Raw genomic sequence first — 14,366 nt, 5'->3', positions numbered from 1 at the left:
GAAGGGCGGTGCGCACCTGGTGGTGCGCACCGCCCCTTGTCCGCGTGTCAGCCGGCGGCGGGGGTGCCGACGTAGTTGGTCATGTCGGTGGTGGTCCAGCCGGGGGCGGCGTAGGTGGCGCTGAGGTGGCCGCCGTTGGTCGAGCCGACGGTGAAGATGTAGTGGGTGCCGTCGGCGGCAACGGCGTTGTTGATGCTGCCGCCGGTGACGGGGGTGCCGGCCAGGGTGGTCATGTCGTCACCCATCCACTGCCCGCCGCTGGGCAGGTAGGTCATGTAGATGTGGCCGTTGGCCGCGTTCGCCGTCACCACGCCGAAGGTGCCGTCCTTCTGCACGAACGCGGAGGGCGCGCCGCCGGCGGAGGCGGGGGTGCCGACGTAGTCGGTCATGTCGACGGTGGCCCAGCCGGGGGCGGCGTAAGTGGCGCTGAGGTGCCCGCCGTTGGTCGAGCCCCGGCTGAAGATGTAGTGCGTGCCGTCGGGAGCGTTGACGTTGCTGATGTTGCCGTCACTCACGGGGGTGCCGGCGAGGGTGGTCATGTCGTCACCCATCCACTGCCCGCCGTTCGGCAGGTAGGTCATGTAGACGTGACCGTTCGCCGCGTTCGCCGTCACCACACCGACCGTGCCGTCCTTCTGCACGAACGCCGAGGGCGCGCCACCGGCGGAGACGGGGGTGCCGACGTAGTCGGTCATGTCGGCGGTGGCCCAAGCCCCGGCGCTGTTGAGGTAGGTGGGGGGACACCTGGTTCAGCCGAGCGTCCCCCGCAGGGCGTTGATCCGGGCCGCGGCTGCGGTGAAGCCGATGCGGTCCAGGGTGCCGTCGGCCAGGGCGCGGGCGAGTGCGGCGGCCGCCTGCTCGCCCTGTGCGGTGTCCCGGGCCGAGCACAGCAGCAGGTCCATGCCTGCTGCGGCGGCCGCCACCGCCCGCTCCCCGGTGCCGCCGAAGGCGTCGAGTGCGCCGGCCTCCAGTGCGTCGGTCACGGTCACCCCGCGGAAGCCGAGGCGGTCGCGGAGTTCCCCGCCCACCACCGCGGGCGACATCCCGGCAGGGCGCTCGGCGTCCAGGGCCGGGTAGACCGCCCAGGAGAGCATCACCAGCGGCACGCCGACCGAGAGGGCCGCCCGGTACGGCGCCTCGTCGACCGCGCGGAGCCGCTCCAGCGGCACCGGCAGGGTCACCGGCCCGGTGTCGGTGTTGCTTCCGGCCGGGGCGGTGCCGAGGCCGGGGAAGTGCTTGGCGGTGGCCAGCACGCCGCGCTGCCGCTGGGCGACGGCGAAGGCCGCGGCGAGGTCGGCGACGACGGCCGGGTCCTGGCCGTAGGAGCGCTGCTTGGTGTCGATGAAGTTGCCGGGGGTCTCGTACACGTCGAGCACGGGGGCGAGGTTGGTGTTCAGGCCGGCCGCGGCGATGTTGTCCCCGGCCTCGGTGCCGGTGCGGGCAGCGGTGGCGACCGCGTCGGGCGAATCGCCGACCTGGCGGGCCGACAGTTCGGGTGCTCCGGGGAGCCGCCGCACCTTGCCGCCCTCCTGATCGGTCATCAGCAGCAGCGGCGCCCGGACGGGGCTCTGCCGCCGGGCCTCGCGCAGCCGGTCGACGGCCGCCCGGAGGGTGGCGGTGTCGGGGATGTTCTCCTTGAAGAAGATCACCCCGGCGGCGCGGCCGGCCCGGACGGCCGCGAGCAGCGGCTCGGGCACGGTCGGGCCGGGGTAGGACCAGATGATCCGCTGCCCGGCGAGCTGCGCGTCGTCGACGGGCCCGGCGCCCGGCCCCGGCTCGGTGCGCCACGAGGGCCGGGGCTCGGGCCTGCCGTTCTGCGCGTCGTCGGCCGAGGGCGGCGGTGTGGGGCTCGCGGCGGTGGCGCCCCCGGACGGCACGGCCCGGGCGGCGGAGGACTGTCCGGCCCGGGTCTGCGGCGCGGTCGAGCACGCGGCCGCCAGCAGGACGAGGCAGACGATCACCCAGCGGGCATGCAACGACACCGGCGTTCTCCTCTGCCGCGACCGGACCCGACCTGTTCCTGCAGGCTAGGGCCTGTCCGACGGTTCGCGCCGCAACGGCACGCGGCGCCGGTCAACAGTCGCGCAGGTCGGCCCAGGTGACCTTGCCGTACGGGGTGGGGGCGGCGCCCCAGCGGTCGGCGAGGGTGTCGACCAGGGCGAGGCCGCGGTGGCACTCGTCGTCCTCGGCGGCGGTCAGCAGGACGGGCGGGGTGCGGCAGGCGTCCTCGACGCTCAGCCGTACCCGGCCGTCGAAGCGACGGCGGACGGTCACCGTGATCCGGGGGCCGCCGCAGTGCCGGACGCTGTTGCCGACGAGTTCGGAGACCAGCAGCTCGGCGTCCTCGACCAGGTCGGCGAGGCCGAGGTGGGCGAGACGGGCCCGGACGAGCCCCCGGGCGAGCTGCGCCGAGCGCTCCTCGCACGGGAGTTCGGCGGCGGCGGGCGGCGCGTGGCCGGTCACGGCGGTCGCGGCTCTCGCGGCGGTCGTCATCGGCGCGCTCCTGCTCTCCCGGGACGGCGGGCGGAATGCGGCCTGCCGCCGGTGGGGGGGGGAAACCGGGGCAGGCCGCCGAGAGCCGCAGGAACCAGTCCCTCCAACGGCTCACGTTCAGTCAACGCGTTTACGCGGCAGTAGAGAACGGTCCATGCTGTGGTCAGGGTTGAACCGGTTGAACACAGTCGGGGGCCGACTATGGGACGACGCACGCGCACACCGAACGCCGCCCTTGCCGCGCTGATGCGCGAGGCGGACTGGGGTAACGACCAGCTCGCCAGAGCCGTCCGCCGCACGGGTGCGGAGTGCGGCCTGCGGCTGACCTACGACAAGACCACCGTGTCGCACTGGCTGGCCGGCTCGCGGCCGCGCCCCGAAGTGGCCGGGGTGGTGCGGGAGGCCTTCGCCCGGCGGCTCGGCCGGCCGGTGGCGGCGGAGGAGACCGGGCTGGGCGACCGGGACGGGACGGACCCGGTGACCGGGCTGGTCGCGCTCGGCCGGGCCGACATGGACCCGTCCCGCCGGAGCATCCTCACCGCCGGGCTGTACTCGGCCGCGCTGGCCGTGCCCGGTTTCGGGGAGGCGGCCGGGCGGATCGACCGGGTCACGGCCGGCCGCACCGTGCGGATCGGCGACGGCGAGGTGACCACCGTCCGGACGATGACCGACCGGCTGGCCGGCATCCTGGACGAACTGGGTGCGGCGCACGCCCGCCCGATGATGGCGAGTTTCCTGGTCAACAGCGTCGGCCCCTGGCTGCAGGCGTCCGGCACCGAGCGGGCGAAGAGCGGGATGCTCGCCGCGGCCGCCGACCTGACCTACCTGGCCGGCTGGTCCGCGGTCTACGAACTCGCCCAGGGCCTCGGCCAGTCGTACTACGTCCAGGCGCTGCGGCTGGCCGACCAGGCCGGCGACCACGCGACCTACTGCCGCACCCTGCGCGGCATGTCGCTGCAGGCGTCCAGCCTCGGGCACGGCCCGCGGGCGCTGGAGTACGCGGACTCCGCCGCCCAGGCCGCGCCCGCCGCCGGCCCCCGCCTCACCGCGTTCCTGCGCGGCCAGCAGGCGCACGGCGCGGCGATGGTGAAGGACCGGCGGCAGGCCTTCGCCCGGCTCTCCGAGACCGAGACGGCACTGTCCCGGGCGGACGGGCAGAACGAGGCGGTCGGCGGCTACGACCTGGCGGCGTACCAGTTCCACGTCTCGCACGTGCTGTACGAACTCGGCGACCTGTCGGGCTCGATCGCCGCGCTGCAGACCTCCAACCGGGTCCGGCCGACGACGGAGCGGCAGGGCCGGGTGCACGGGCTCGGCCTGCTGGCCCGCCGTCAGATGGAGTACGGCCACGTCGAGGCGGCGGCCGCGACCTGGTCGTCCTTCCTGGACGACTACGCGGGGATCAGCAGCGTCCGCGGCGACGAGCACTTCGGTGCGCTGCGCAGCGGCATCCGCCCGCACCTGGGCAACCGGACGGTCGCCCACCTCGACCAGCGGGCGCGCGAGGTCGCCCGGCTGAAGTCCGCCTGACGCACGTGCGAGCCCGTCAGCCGGCCAGCAGGTCCGGCAGCCCGGCGACCGAGGGGAGGACGTGGGTCGCCCCGTCGGCGCGCAGCCGCGGCTCGTCGTGGGCGCCGGTGAGGACGCCGGCGACGACCGCGGCACCGGCCCGGGTGCCGGTGAGCATGTCGTAGCCGGTGTCGCCGGCGACGGCGATCTGCCGGACGGACTCGGTGCCGGTGCGCAGCAGCGCGGTGAGCACCATGTCCGGGTAGGGGCGGCCGCGGCCGGCGTCGGCGGGGCAGAGGGTGAGGTCGGCGAGGTCCTGCCAGCCGAGCGCCTTCAGGATGCGGTCCTGGGTGGCACGGGAGAAGCCGGTGGTGAGGACCACCCTGCGGCCGTCCGTGCGCAGCCGTTCGATCGCCTCGGCGGCGCCGGGCAGCGGGGTGCAGTGCCCGGCGTCGACGAGGTCGTGGTAGGCGGCCTCGAAGGAGCGGTTGGCCCGCTGCGCGCGGTCCTCGTCGCCGAAGAGGTGCCGGAAGACGGAGATCTTGGACTCGCCCATGGTGGCGCGGACGTGGTCGAGCATGCGGGCGTGCTCGGCGCTGCCGCCGGCGACGCCGAGGTCGGCCGCGGCGGCGCGGAAGGCCTGCTCGACCAGGCCGCCGTCGGCGACGGTGGTGCCGGCCATGTCGAGGACGACGAGGCGGATGTCGGTGCTCATGCGGGTGTTCCTCACAGGTCGGCGAGGTCGGCGGTGGTCTCGGCGATCGCCGGGGAGCAGGTCATGCCGCGGCCGCCGGGCCCGGTGACCAGCCAGACGGCGTCGTTCGGCCGCTCGCGGTGGACGACCCGGCCGGCGTCGAGGCACTGGGCGTACACACCGGCCCAGCGGCGGCGGATGCGGGGCAGCGGTCGGCCGAGGAACTGTCCGGCGACGGCGGCGAGGTGCTCGTACGGCTCCTCGACGGTGTCGAAGCCGAACGGCTGCTCGTACTCGTGGGTGTCACCGACGGTCAGGCCGCCGTCGGTGCGCTGGACCATCAGCAGCTGCATGCGGTGCTCGGCGGCGACCTGGCCCTGCGGCTGCACGGCCTGCAGGGCGTCGAGGGCGGTGCCGGCGTAGGCCGGGTAGTAGCGGAAGCTGTCGCCGTCGGCGACGGAGGTGGTGAGCGGCTCGCCGAGCGGATCGGTCTGCATCATCTGCAGGCGGACCCGGCGGACGGGGAGTTCGGGGGCGAGTTCGCGGACGAGGCCGCCCGTCCAGGCGCCGGTGCAGAGCAGTACGAGGTCGCCGTGGTGCACCTCGCCGTGGTCGTCCCGGACGCCGGCGGTGCCGACCAGGTCGCGGACCTCGCGGCCGGGCAGGAAGGTGTACCGGCCGCTCGCCTGCAGGGCGGCGCGCAGCGCGGGCTGGGCGGTGCGGGGTTCGACGGCGGCGTCGCGGGTGCAGTGCAGGGCGCCGAGGTGGTCGCCGCGCAGGGCGGGGTTGACGGCGCGGGTCTCGGCCGCGTCCAGCAGGCGGTAGCCGCGGTCGGCGGCGTCCTCGCGCTTCACCACCTCTTCGGCGACGGCGAGTTCGGCCTCGGTGCGGAGCACGGTGAGCGAGCCGTTGGCCCGGAAGTGCAGGCCGGGGACGCGCTCGCCGATCCGCTGCCACAGGTCGCGGGCGCGCTGCGCGGCGGCGAGCTCCTCCCCCGAGGCCCGGCCGCCGACCCAGACCAGGCCGAAGTTGCGGACGGACGCGCCGCGGGCCTCCGCCTCGCGCTCCAGGTGGACGACCTCGTGGCCGCGCTCGACGGCCTGCCAGGCGTGCATGGTGCCGAGCACCCCGGCTCCTACGACGATGACTCTCATGCGGCCAGCCTGGGGCGCCCCGGTGTCCGCGGGCCGTCCGGCGGGCGGACTGCGCATGAACCGGTCGAAAAGTTGTACAGACAAGATGGCCGGGCCGAGCCTCCGTCAGCGCAGCCGGACGGTGCGCGCCACCGCTGCGGCGCCGCCGACGCGGACCGGCGAACCGGGCGCGTTCCCGCGTACCGCGGCCGTGACGGCGGCCGGGGCGCCGAGGGCGTCGCCCATGTCGACGGTGATGCCGGGGAGGCCGGTACGGGCCAGGTGGGCGGCGAGGCAGGCGGTGCTGTTGGCGTTGGCGATGTCCTCGGGGACGCCGATGGACGGGGCGAACATCCGGGCCGCCAGGCGGCCCCCGGCCGTCGGCACGCTGTGGACGTAGCAGCCCAGCAGTCCGAGGCGGTCGCAGGCGGCGCGGAGCCGGTCGGCGTCCGGGGCCAGGGCGGCGAGCACGGACCGTGCGGGCACGGGGACGAGCAGCCGCGGCCGCCCCGTCGAAGCGACCCGGACGCCGCCGGCGAGCCCGCCCGGGGCGAGGCCGAGCGCGTCCAGGACCGCGTCGTGCTCACCGGCCGCCGCGGGCCCGCGCACCTCGACGGCCCCGATGTCGAACGAGGCCGTGAGCGCACCGCCGGCCCGGACGGCGCGGCCTGCGAAGACACCGGCCGCTGTCCGGACGGTGGCCCGGTACTCCCCGCCCCCTGCGTGCTCGGCCAGGAGGGCCAGCGCCGCCAGCGTCCCGTGGCCGCACGCGGGCAGCTCCCCCGCAGCGGTGAAGAATCGCAACGACACGTCCGGGCCGTCCGGGCCGCCGTCCTCGACCGACACGAACACGGCGTGCGAGGTCCCGGTCCGGGCGGGCACCGCACGGCACTCCTCGTCGGGCGGGGCCGTCCCGACCACCACCGCGGTCGGACTGCCACCGCGGCCCTCCCGCAGACAGGCCTGCACGATCGCAACGGGCAGACCACGCCCGTCCCCGGCAACGGCATCGACCATCGGACCAGAACAGCACCCGCCCCCGACCCCCGGCAAGACCGCCGACGAGCTGCGGGCTAGTGCAGCGCGGTGAGCAGCCGGAGGCGGCCGTCCGTGACTTCGGCGACGTGGTCGGCGACGGCGAGGTGGGTGCGGTCGTGGGTGACCAGCACGGTGGCGGTGGAGCGTTCGCGGGTGAGGGCGGCGAGGAGGTCGATCACGGCGGCGCCGCGTTCGTGGTCGAGGGCGCTGGTGGGCTCGTCCACCAGGAGCACCGTCGGCTCGTTCATCAGGGCGCGGGCGATGTTGACGCGCTGGCGCTGGCCGCCGGAGAGCCGTCCCGGGCGGCGTCCGGCCAGGTCGGCGAGGCCGACCGCGTCGAGGAGTTCGAGTGCCCGGGCGCGGGCCGCACGGGCGGGCCGGCCGGCGAGGTGGGCCATCACCTGGAGCTGTTCCGCGGCGGTGAGCGAGGGCAGCAGGTTGGGCTGCTGGAAAACGATGCCGATCCGGTCGCGGCGCAGCGCGGTGCGTTCGGCGGCGGTGAGTCCCGCGGTGTCGGTGCCGTCGACGAGGACCCGGCCGCTGTCCGGGGCGATCAGGGTTGCGGCGACGGCGAGCAGGCTGGACTTGCCGGAGCCGGACGGGCCGACCACGGCGGTGAGGCTGCCGCGGGGGACGTCGAGGCCGACCCGGTCGAGGGCGGTGAGGCGGCCGTCGCCGTCGGGGTAGGTGAGGGTGACGTCGGCGAGGTGCAGGCTCATCGGAGGCTCCCGAGGGCGGTCAGCGGGTCGACGGAGGTGATGCGGCGGACGGCGAGGGCGGCGCCGGCCGAGCCGAGGGCGATCATCACCAGAGCGGGCAGCAGCAGCGTCGGCACGTCGAGGACGAACGGCACCGTGCCGGCGACCAGGGCCCCTGCGCCCGCGGCGACGGCGCTGCCGAGGGCGGTGCCGAGCACCAGCAGGACGGCGGCCTGGCCGAGGGCGTCGAGGGTGAGGCGGCGGGTGGAGGCGCCGAGCGCCTTGAGGACGGCGATGTCGCCGGTGCGCTGGATCGTCCAGACGGTGAAGAAGGCGCCGATGACCAGGGCCGAGATGGCGAACAGGAAGCCGCGCATCAGCTGCAGCGAGCCGTTCTCCGAGGTGTAGGCGCCGATCGCGGCGAGCGAGTCCTCGCGGCCGAGGGTGCGGGTGCCGATCCGGGCGTCGGCGGCGGCGAGGTCCGCGCCGGGGGTGGTGCGCAGGGCGACGACGGTGGCGTGCGGGGTGTCGCCGGCCGCGCCGGGGGCGATCCGCTGCCAGTCGGCGAGGCTCGTCCAGATCACGGGGGTGTGGTTGTAGGCGGCGTCCCCGGCGACCGCGGCAACGGCGAGGGTGCGCCGGGCCAGGGTGACGGTGTCGCCGGGGCGGACGCCGAGCTCCTCGGCCGCGGCGGCCGAGAGCACCGCGGATCCGTCCTGCACCGGCGCGGGGGCGAGCCCGGCGCCGGGCCGGGAGCCGAAGGCCGAGACGGCGGCGGTGCGGGTGCCGGCGGCGGCCTTGGCGGGGGCGATGCCCAGCGGTTCAGCGGCGGTGACGCCGGGTGTACGCGCCCACTCCTGCCAGGCCTGTTCGGGCAGGGCGGAGTCGCCGAAGGAGGGCTTGCGGCCGTCGGCGGGGGCGGCGAAGGCGAGGTGGTCGGCGGGCAGGCCGATGACGGCGGAGGTGTTGCCCCGGGCGAGGCCCGCGGTGAGGCCGGACAGCAGCCCGACCAGCACGGTGATCAGGACGACCACCGTCCCCATGAGGGCGAACCGCCCCTTGGCGAAACGGAGGTCCCTCCAGGCGACGAACATGACGGCGCGGGCTCCTTCCGCGGTGTGCCGGCAGATGGCCTCCACTCTGGTGATCGCGCCTTGTCTTCACATCGCGCCGGGGTTCGATCCTCCGGAATCGAAGGGTGGTGACCGGAATCAACCTTTTGATCGATCGGCGACCGGGGTGTTGCCGGGTACCGTGGGGACACCATGAACCCCCGTGCCCTGACCCCCGTGCTGCGCGTCGTCAACCGGTGCCTGCACCTGCTGGTGGCCGGGCTGCTGGCGCTGGCCGCCGTCCGCGCGCTCGCCGGCGGCGGTCCGGGCGCCCCCGGGGTGCTGCTGGCCGCCGTGGGCTTCGGCGCGGTGTACGCGGCGGGGCCGCTGACGCCCGCGGTGGGCCGCCGGCGGGGGGCGACGGCGCTGTGGCTGGCCGCGGTGGGCGCCGTGTGGCTGGTCCTGCTGGTCCTCACCAAGGACGCGCTGTGGCTGGCCTTCCCGCTGTACTTCGTCGAACTGCACCTGCTGCCGCGCCGGCCCGCCCTGGCCGCGGTGCTCGCCACGGCGCTGGCGGCGGGCGGAGCGTTCGCCCTGCACCAGGGCGCCGTGCAGCCGGCCGCGTTCATCGGCCCGGTGCTCGGCGCGGCCGTCGCCACCGCCACCGTGCTCGGCTACCAGGCGCTGTACCGGGAGAGCGAGGAGCGGCGGCGGCTGATCGACGAGCTGACCGCGGCCCGCGCCGACCTGGCCGCGGCCGACCACGCCGCGGGCGTGCTCGCCGAGCGCGAGCGGCTGGCCCGGGAGATCCACGACACGCTGGCGCAGGGCCTGTCCTCGATCCAGCTGCTGCTGCGGGCGGCCGAACGGGCGCTGCCCGCCGACCCGGAGGCCGCCGGGCGGCACGTCCGGGTGGCCCGGGAGGCGGCGCAGGACAACCTGGCCGAGGCGCGCCGCTTCGTCCGCGCGCTGGCCCCGCCGGTGCTGGACGACCTGCCGCTGGCGGGTGCGCTGGAGCGGCTGTGCGCGACCGCCGCCGACCGGTACGGGCTGCCGGTGCACTTCACGCTCTCCGGGGACGCCGTGCCGCTGCCCGCCGCGTACGAACCGGCGCTGGTGCGGGTGGCGCAGTCGGCGCTGGCCAATGCGGCGCAGCACGCCGGGGCCGGACGGGTCGAGGTGACCCTCAGCTACATGGGGTCGGAGGTGGCGCTGGACGTGGTCGACGACGGGGCCGGTTTCGACCCGGCCGCCGTGCCCGCCGGCCGCGGGAGCGCCGCGGGTGGCGACACCGGCGGCTTCGGGCTGGCCGCGATGCGGGCCCGGATGCACGCCCTCGGCGGCACCCTGACCGTGGAGTCGGCCGCCGGCCGGGGCACCGCGGTCGCCGCCCAGCTCGCCGTGCCCGCCGACACTGCCGTGCCCGCCGCGGGCGGCCGCGTACCCGTGGAGGACCGCCCGTGACCGCGCGCATCCGGCTGCTGCTCGCCGACGACCACCCGGTGGTCCGGGCCGGGCTGCGGGCCGTCCTGGAGACCGAGCCCGACCTGGAGATCGCCGCCGAGGCCGCGACCGCCGAGGAGGCCGTCCGGCTGGCGGCCGAGGAGCGGGTCGACGTGGTGCTGATGGACCTGCAGTTCGGTGCGGGCATGAACGGCGCGCAGGCGACCGCGGAGATCACCGCGCGGCCCGGGGCGCCCCGGGTGCTGGTGGTGACCACCTACGACAGCGACGCGGACACGCTCGGCGCGATCGAGGCGGGCGCCACCGGGTACCTGCTGAAGGACGCCCCGCCGGCCGAGCTGGCCGCCGCCGTCCGGGACGCGGCCGCGGGCCGCACCGCGCTCGCCCCCGCGGTGGCCGACCGGCTGCTGCACCGGATGCGCACCCCCGCGACCGCGCTCAGCCTGCGCGAGGTGCAGGTGCTGGAACTCGTCGCCCGCGGCCTGGCCAATCTGGACGTCGCCCGCGAACTGCACATCAGCCAGGCCACCGTGAAGTCCCACCTGGTGCACATCTATGCCAAGCTCGGGGTGGACTCGCGCACCGCCGCGGTGGCCGCAGCCACCGACCGGGGCCTGATCCGGCGCTGACGGCCGCAGGGCGCGCACAACTCCCGACGCACCGTCACCAGGCTTGCCCGCGCGCCGCCTTCCCTCCACCGCGCCCGGTCCTTCCACCGTGCGAACCGGCCATCATGGCCGATCCCCGACGGGAAAAATGAGAATTCCGACTCCCTCGGCATGTCCAGATCGAGCGGCCGTACCCTGTCTGCGGACCGGGGAGACACGACGACGGGGCGGGGGACGGGAATGCACAGCACACACCGGGCTGTCCGCGCACACCGCGCACCGCTCACCGCCGCCGCCCTCACCGCCACCTACGACCTCGCCCTCGGCGGCGGCCCGGACCTCCGCGGCGCCGCCCCCAGACCGGAGATCACCGACTCCTGGGAGCGGCTGCGCCGGCTCGGCCTCGACCCGGACGCCGGACGCAACGTCCGCCGGATCGGCGTCGCCGAGGTCCAGCACCGGCGCCACCAGTCGCAGCTGGACACCGTGCTGCCCATGCTCAGGACGACCCTGCTCGCCTCCGACGACGCCCCCGTCCTGCTCGCCATCACCGACCCCGAGGGCCACCTGCTCTGGCTCGACGGCGCCCGCCACCTGCGCCGCAACGCCGACGGCATCGGCTTCGAGACCGGCGCCCGCTGGACGGAGGACGAGGTCGGCACCAACGGCATCGGCATGGCCCTGCGCATCGAGCGCCCCACCGCCGTCCACTCCGCCGAGCACTACCTGCGCAGCCACCACACCTGGACGTGCGTCGCCTCCCCCGTCCACGACCCGCGCACCGGGCGGCTGCTCGGCATCCTCGACCTCAGCGGCCCGGCTCACCAGGTGCAGCCGCACCTGATGCGACTCACCGCCACCGCCGCCCGCCTCGCCGAGGCCGAACTGCGCGCCGCCCAACTGGAGTCGCTGCACCGGCTGCGCACCCTCGCCACCGGCCTGCTGGCCCGGGTCAGCGGCCCGGCCCTGGTCGTCGACGGCGCCGGGTGGACGGCCGCCGCGGTCGGCGTGCCGCCGGTGCAGCGGCTGCGGCTGCCCGCCGAGGGCTGGGGCAGCCGGCCGGTGGAGTGGCTGCCCTCGCTGGGCGAGTGCGCCGTCGAACCGCTCGGCGGCGGCTGGCTGGTCCGCCCGCTCGGGGCCTCGCCCGGCGCGGTCGCCGAGCAGAACGCCGGCGCCCGCATCCGGCTCGACCTGCGGCAGCCCGGCCGGCCCGAACTGCACGTCGCCGGGGCGGCCGGCAGCTGGTCTCACGTGCTGACCCCGCGCCATGCCGAGGTGCTGCTGCTGCTCGCCGTCCACCGCACCGGGATGAGCGCCGCCCAGCTCGCCGAGGCGCTCTTCGGCGACCCGGCCCGGACGGTCACCGTCCGGGCCGAGATGTCCCGGCTGCGCCGCTACCTGGGCGCACTGCTCGACCACCGGCCGTACCGGCTGAACGCCTCCGCGGCCGTCACCGTCACCGGGCCCGCCGAGCCGCTGGACCTGCTGGCGACCTCCTCGGCCCCGGCCGTCCGCGAACTGCGGTCCGCCCTGCACGCGGGCACCGTCCGGCTGCCGTAATTTCGCCCGCTCGCCTCCAGGTCCTCCTGATCCGGCGCCGACGGTCGTCGCGCTGATCGTCGCCCGCTCGCCTCCGGGCCCTCCTGACCCGGCGCCGACACTCGTCGCTCCGTCGCTGCGCTCCCTCGCTCCTCCCTTTCGACGCCGGCGGGCCCTTCGGCTCGGGGCGGGGCACTCCGCGCTCGCCCTCCTTGCCCGCCAACGGGCAGGAGAGGCCCACGCTTTCGGCGTCGGCGGGCCCTTCGGCTCGGGGCGGGTATCGCTCCCGGGCTCAGCCGGCGAGCAGGGCGGCGAGCTCGGCGTCGGTCGGGCCGGCGCCCAGCTCCTCCTCAGCGGAGATCAGCGCGTAGGTGCGGTCCAGCCAGGAGCGCACCCGGGGGCGGGAGGCCTCCAGCATGGCGCTGCCGTGCGGGGAGTCGAGGGCGATGTGCAGGGTCGAGCCGTGGCACGGGCAGTAGGCCGGCCACAGTTTGATGTCGCCCTGCCCGCTGATCGTGCCGAGCCCGTCGCGGAGCAGTTCGCGCGAGAACACCCAGTCCGCCTCGTCGGGACGGCCCAGGTGGAAGGTGAGCAGCACCTCGCAGGGCCGCACGGTGTCGTACCTGAACCGGGTACGCACCTCTCCCACCTGGTCGTCGTCGAGCGCGATCCGCAGTGTCATCACCTCGTCCAGCACCGCCCTCGCGGTGGTGAGTCGGCCCAAGTCGTCGCCCGTGGGGGTGGCGGCGATCGGGTCGGAGGGTACGGACAGCGGGTCGCGCGGCATGACGGTCTCTCCGAGGCGGCTGGGGTTCGCTCCAGCCTGCGGCACCGCCGGGCCCGCGGCAACGGTTGCAAGGGGTTGCAGCGCGCGGGGAACCGTACGATTGGACGGTGCGTCAATTATCCGCCACAGTACGTCATTACGGTTAACACATCCGTTGCATTCCGGGTCTGGCGGAGATGTCGGTCACCGCTGGTACATTCGTCCCCCTGTCACTGCGGCCGGGGGCCGGTGACGACACCGGGGGGCAGCGGCGTCGGGTGGGGAGGAGGGGAGCCGGTTGGCGCTCCGCGAGGACACCGGGCCGGTCCGCACGGCCGTCAGGTACGGCCGGCACAGTCGGCCCAAGCCGATCGGGGGCAGGTTCCGGCTGCCCACCATCCGTTTCTCCGGTGCGGCGATGGCGATGTCCACCGTCGTCGGGATCAGCGTCGCCACCACGTGGCTGCTGAACGAGCAGCAGGGCGTCGGCCGCCGCCCCGGCATGTCCAACGTCGGTGCCAGCCCGCCGCTGCCCAGCCAGGACGGCCGGGGCACGGCCACCGCCGCCCCGGCCTCCGACACGCACACCGCGCGCAGCGCGCCGGCCCGCGGCTCGCACACCGGCACCGCCCCGGGCCGTCCGGCCGGCACCCAGTCGCCCGCCGCGCCGTCCGGCAGCAGCTCGCCGTCCGCCCCGGCGCCGAGCGGCTCGCCCTCGCCGTCGGGCTCCGCCGCCACCGGCGCCCCGCCGACCGCGCGCCCCGTCGCCCCGGAGCCCGGCCGGCCTGTTGCCCCACCGCCCACCGGCGCCCCGGCCCCGGTCAAGCCCACCGGCATCGACCCGCTCTCCGGCCGCGCGCACGTGGAGCTCCTCGGGCCGGCCGGCACCCGGCACACCGTCGTCCTGGAGGTCCGCCGGGAGCTGACCGCACTCCAGGTGGAGCTGCGGCTGGTCCGCCCGGACGTGCTGCCCGGCACGGTCCCGTCGAGCACCCTGCCCGGCGTGGTGACCACCGTCTCCCAGGAGCGAGGCGTGCTCGTCTACCGGTACACGCTGCCCGCCGGCCTGGACGTCGAGCCCGGCGAGTACGCCTTCGAGGTCCTCGGCGCCCGCCTGCCGGGCACCGGCCGGCCCGGTACCGCCGGCGAGGAGACGTGGAGCGCCGCCGCATTCGTCCCCGACGGCCGCGACCCGCACGCGGTCGCCGTCCGCGGCACCTTCGACACCACCCGCTGACGCCTGATCGCCGATCGCTCACGGCGGGTATGCAGTAAGGGGCGCGGGGAGCTGCGCAATCCGGATGCGGGTCGTCGTACGGGCCATGGCCGGCCCGTACTGTCGTGACGCCCGCCCCGGACTGCGCAGCCTGCC

At 76.0% G+C, this 14,366-nt stretch carries 14 protein-coding genes; 5 read left to right on the top strand and 9 right to left on the bottom strand.

Going from position 1 to position 14,366, the window contains the following annotated elements; genetic code table 11:
- Nucleotides 1–47 precede the first annotated feature (47 nt).
- The 3 genes from AB0M03_RS17320 to AB0M03_RS17310 form a co-directional block, all read right to left on the bottom strand.
- Nucleotides 48–695 (bottom strand): hypothetical protein, encoded by a 648-nt coding sequence (locus tag AB0M03_RS17320; protein WP_363492372.1) that lies wholly within the window; start codon nt 693–695, stop codon nt 48–50.
- A 54-nt stretch (nt 696–749) separates the two neighbouring features.
- Nucleotides 750–1,982 (bottom strand): glycoside hydrolase family 3 N-terminal domain-containing protein, encoded by a 1,233-nt coding sequence (locus AB0M03_RS17315; RefSeq protein WP_363492371.1) that lies wholly within the window; start codon nt 1,980–1,982, stop codon nt 750–752.
- A 91-nt stretch (nt 1,983–2,073) separates the two neighbouring features.
- Complete coding sequence (locus tag AB0M03_RS17310; protein WP_363492370.1) at nt 2,074–2,493, bottom strand: ATP-binding protein; 420 nt, start codon at nt 2,491–2,493, stop codon at nt 2,074–2,076.
- A gap of 201 nt (nt 2,494–2,694) precedes the next feature.
- Between AB0M03_RS17310 and AB0M03_RS17305 the strand changes: the two genes are divergently transcribed.
- The gene (locus tag AB0M03_RS17305) at nt 2,695–4,023 is read left to right on the top strand and encodes a hypothetical protein (protein WP_363492369.1); all 1,329 of its coding nucleotides are present in this window, start codon (nt 2,695–2,697) and stop codon (nt 4,021–4,023) included.
- Nucleotides 4,024–4,039: 16 nt separating this feature from the next.
- On the opposite strand, the gene AB0M03_RS17300 is transcribed toward AB0M03_RS17305, so the two are convergent.
- From AB0M03_RS17300 to AB0M03_RS17280, 5 genes are all read right to left on the bottom strand, one after another.
- Complete coding sequence (locus AB0M03_RS17300) at nt 4,040–4,717, bottom strand: phosphonatase-like hydrolase (RefSeq protein WP_363492368.1); 678 nt, start codon at nt 4,715–4,717, stop codon at nt 4,040–4,042.
- 11 nt (nt 4,718–4,728) lie between these two features.
- Nucleotides 4,729–5,850 carry a TIGR03364 family FAD-dependent oxidoreductase gene (locus AB0M03_RS17295; protein ID WP_363492367.1) on the bottom strand — a complete coding sequence of 374 codons (1,122 nt, stop codon included), beginning with the start codon at nt 5,848–5,850 and terminating at the stop codon, nt 4,729–4,731.
- A 105-nt stretch (nt 5,851–5,955) separates the two neighbouring features.
- Nucleotides 5,956–6,846 carry a PhzF family phenazine biosynthesis isomerase gene (locus AB0M03_RS17290; protein ID WP_363492366.1) on the bottom strand — a complete coding sequence of 297 codons (891 nt, stop codon included), beginning with the start codon at nt 6,844–6,846 and terminating at the stop codon, nt 5,956–5,958.
- Nucleotides 6,847–6,902: 56 nt separating this feature from the next.
- Nucleotides 6,903–7,586 carry an ABC transporter ATP-binding protein gene (locus AB0M03_RS17285; RefSeq protein WP_363492365.1) on the bottom strand — a complete coding sequence of 228 codons (684 nt, stop codon included), beginning with the start codon at nt 7,584–7,586 and terminating at the stop codon, nt 6,903–6,905.
- Nucleotides 7,583–8,659, bottom strand: coding sequence for an FtsX-like permease family protein (locus AB0M03_RS17280; RefSeq protein WP_363492364.1), 1,077 nt, complete (start codon nt 8,657–8,659; stop codon nt 7,583–7,585). The genes AB0M03_RS17285 and AB0M03_RS17280 overlap by 4 nt, the downstream gene beginning before the upstream one ends.
- Nucleotides 8,660–8,830: 171 nt before the next feature.
- Here AB0M03_RS17280 and AB0M03_RS17275 point away from each other — a divergent pair, with 171 nt between their 5' ends.
- The 3 genes from AB0M03_RS17275 (at nt 8,831) to AB0M03_RS17265 (ending at nt 12,249) form a co-directional block, all read left to right on the top strand.
- Nucleotides 8,831–10,081, top strand: coding sequence for a sensor histidine kinase (locus tag AB0M03_RS17275; RefSeq protein WP_363492362.1), 1,251 nt, complete (start codon nt 8,831–8,833; stop codon nt 10,079–10,081).
- Nucleotides 10,078–10,710, top strand: a complete 633-nt coding sequence (locus AB0M03_RS17270; RefSeq protein ID WP_363492361.1) for a response regulator transcription factor — start codon at nt 10,078–10,080, stop codon at nt 10,708–10,710. The genes AB0M03_RS17275 and AB0M03_RS17270 overlap by 4 nt, the downstream gene beginning before the upstream one ends.
- Nucleotides 10,711–10,929: 219 nt before the next feature.
- Nucleotides 10,930–12,249, top strand: a complete 1,320-nt coding sequence (locus tag AB0M03_RS17265; RefSeq protein ID WP_363492360.1) for a GAF domain-containing protein — start codon at nt 10,930–10,932, stop codon at nt 12,247–12,249.
- Between the two features lie 271 nt (nt 12,250–12,520).
- Here AB0M03_RS17265 and AB0M03_RS17260 read toward each other — a convergent pair whose 3' ends face one another.
- Entirely contained in the window at nt 12,521–13,015 is a 495-nt protein-coding gene (locus AB0M03_RS17260; RefSeq protein WP_363492359.1) for an SsgA family sporulation/cell division regulator, read from the bottom strand.
- Between the two features lie 277 nt (nt 13,016–13,292).
- Between AB0M03_RS17260 and AB0M03_RS17255 the strand changes: the two genes are divergently transcribed.
- On the top strand, nt 13,293–14,231 hold the full coding sequence (locus AB0M03_RS17255; RefSeq protein ID WP_363492358.1) for a hypothetical protein: 939 nt from the start codon (nt 13,293–13,295) through the stop codon (nt 14,229–14,231).
- The last annotated feature ends 135 nt before the right edge of the window (nt 14,232–14,366 follow it).

It is taken from the genome of Kitasatospora sp. NPDC051914 (assembly GCF_040680995.1).
Lineage (GTDB): Bacteria > Actinomycetota > Actinomycetes > Streptomycetales > Streptomycetaceae > Kitasatospora.
Note: the sequence above shows the minus strand (reverse complement) of the source record. Positions and strands in the feature narration are given on the sequence as shown.

Excerpts from the sequence above, each read along its gene's own strand:
- AB0M03_RS17320 (WP_363492372.1), bottom strand. The coding sequence starts at position 695 with ATGACCGACTACGTCGGCACCCCCGTCTCCGCCGGTGGCGCGCCCTCG.
- AB0M03_RS17310 (WP_363492370.1), bottom strand. The coding sequence starts at position 2,493 with ATGACGACCGCCGCGAGAGCCGCGACCGCCGTGACCGGCCACGCGCCG.
- AB0M03_RS17305 (WP_363492369.1), top strand. The coding sequence starts at position 2,695 with ATGGGACGACGCACGCGCACACCGAACGCCGCCCTTGCCGCGCTGATG.
- AB0M03_RS17300 (WP_363492368.1), bottom strand. The coding sequence starts at position 4,717 with ATGAGCACCGACATCCGCCTCGTCGTCCTCGACATGGCCGGCACCACC.
- AB0M03_RS17295 (WP_363492367.1), bottom strand. The coding sequence starts at position 5,850 with ATGAGAGTCATCGTCGTAGGAGCCGGGGTGCTCGGCACCATGCACGCC.
- AB0M03_RS17290 (WP_363492366.1), bottom strand. The coding sequence starts at position 6,846 with ATGGTCGATGCCGTTGCCGGGGACGGGCGTGGTCTGCCCGTTGCGATC.
- AB0M03_RS17285 (WP_363492365.1), bottom strand. The coding sequence starts at position 7,586 with ATGAGCCTGCACCTCGCCGACGTCACCCTCACCTACCCCGACGGCGAC.
- AB0M03_RS17280 (WP_363492364.1), bottom strand. The coding sequence starts at position 8,659 with ATGTTCGTCGCCTGGAGGGACCTCCGTTTCGCCAAGGGGCGGTTCGCC.
- AB0M03_RS17275 (WP_363492362.1), top strand. The coding sequence starts at position 8,831 with ATGAACCCCCGTGCCCTGACCCCCGTGCTGCGCGTCGTCAACCGGTGC.
- AB0M03_RS17265 (WP_363492360.1), top strand. The coding sequence starts at position 10,930 with ATGCACAGCACACACCGGGCTGTCCGCGCACACCGCGCACCGCTCACC.
- AB0M03_RS17260 (WP_363492359.1), bottom strand. The coding sequence starts at position 13,015 with ATGCCGCGCGACCCGCTGTCCGTACCCTCCGACCCGATCGCCGCCACC.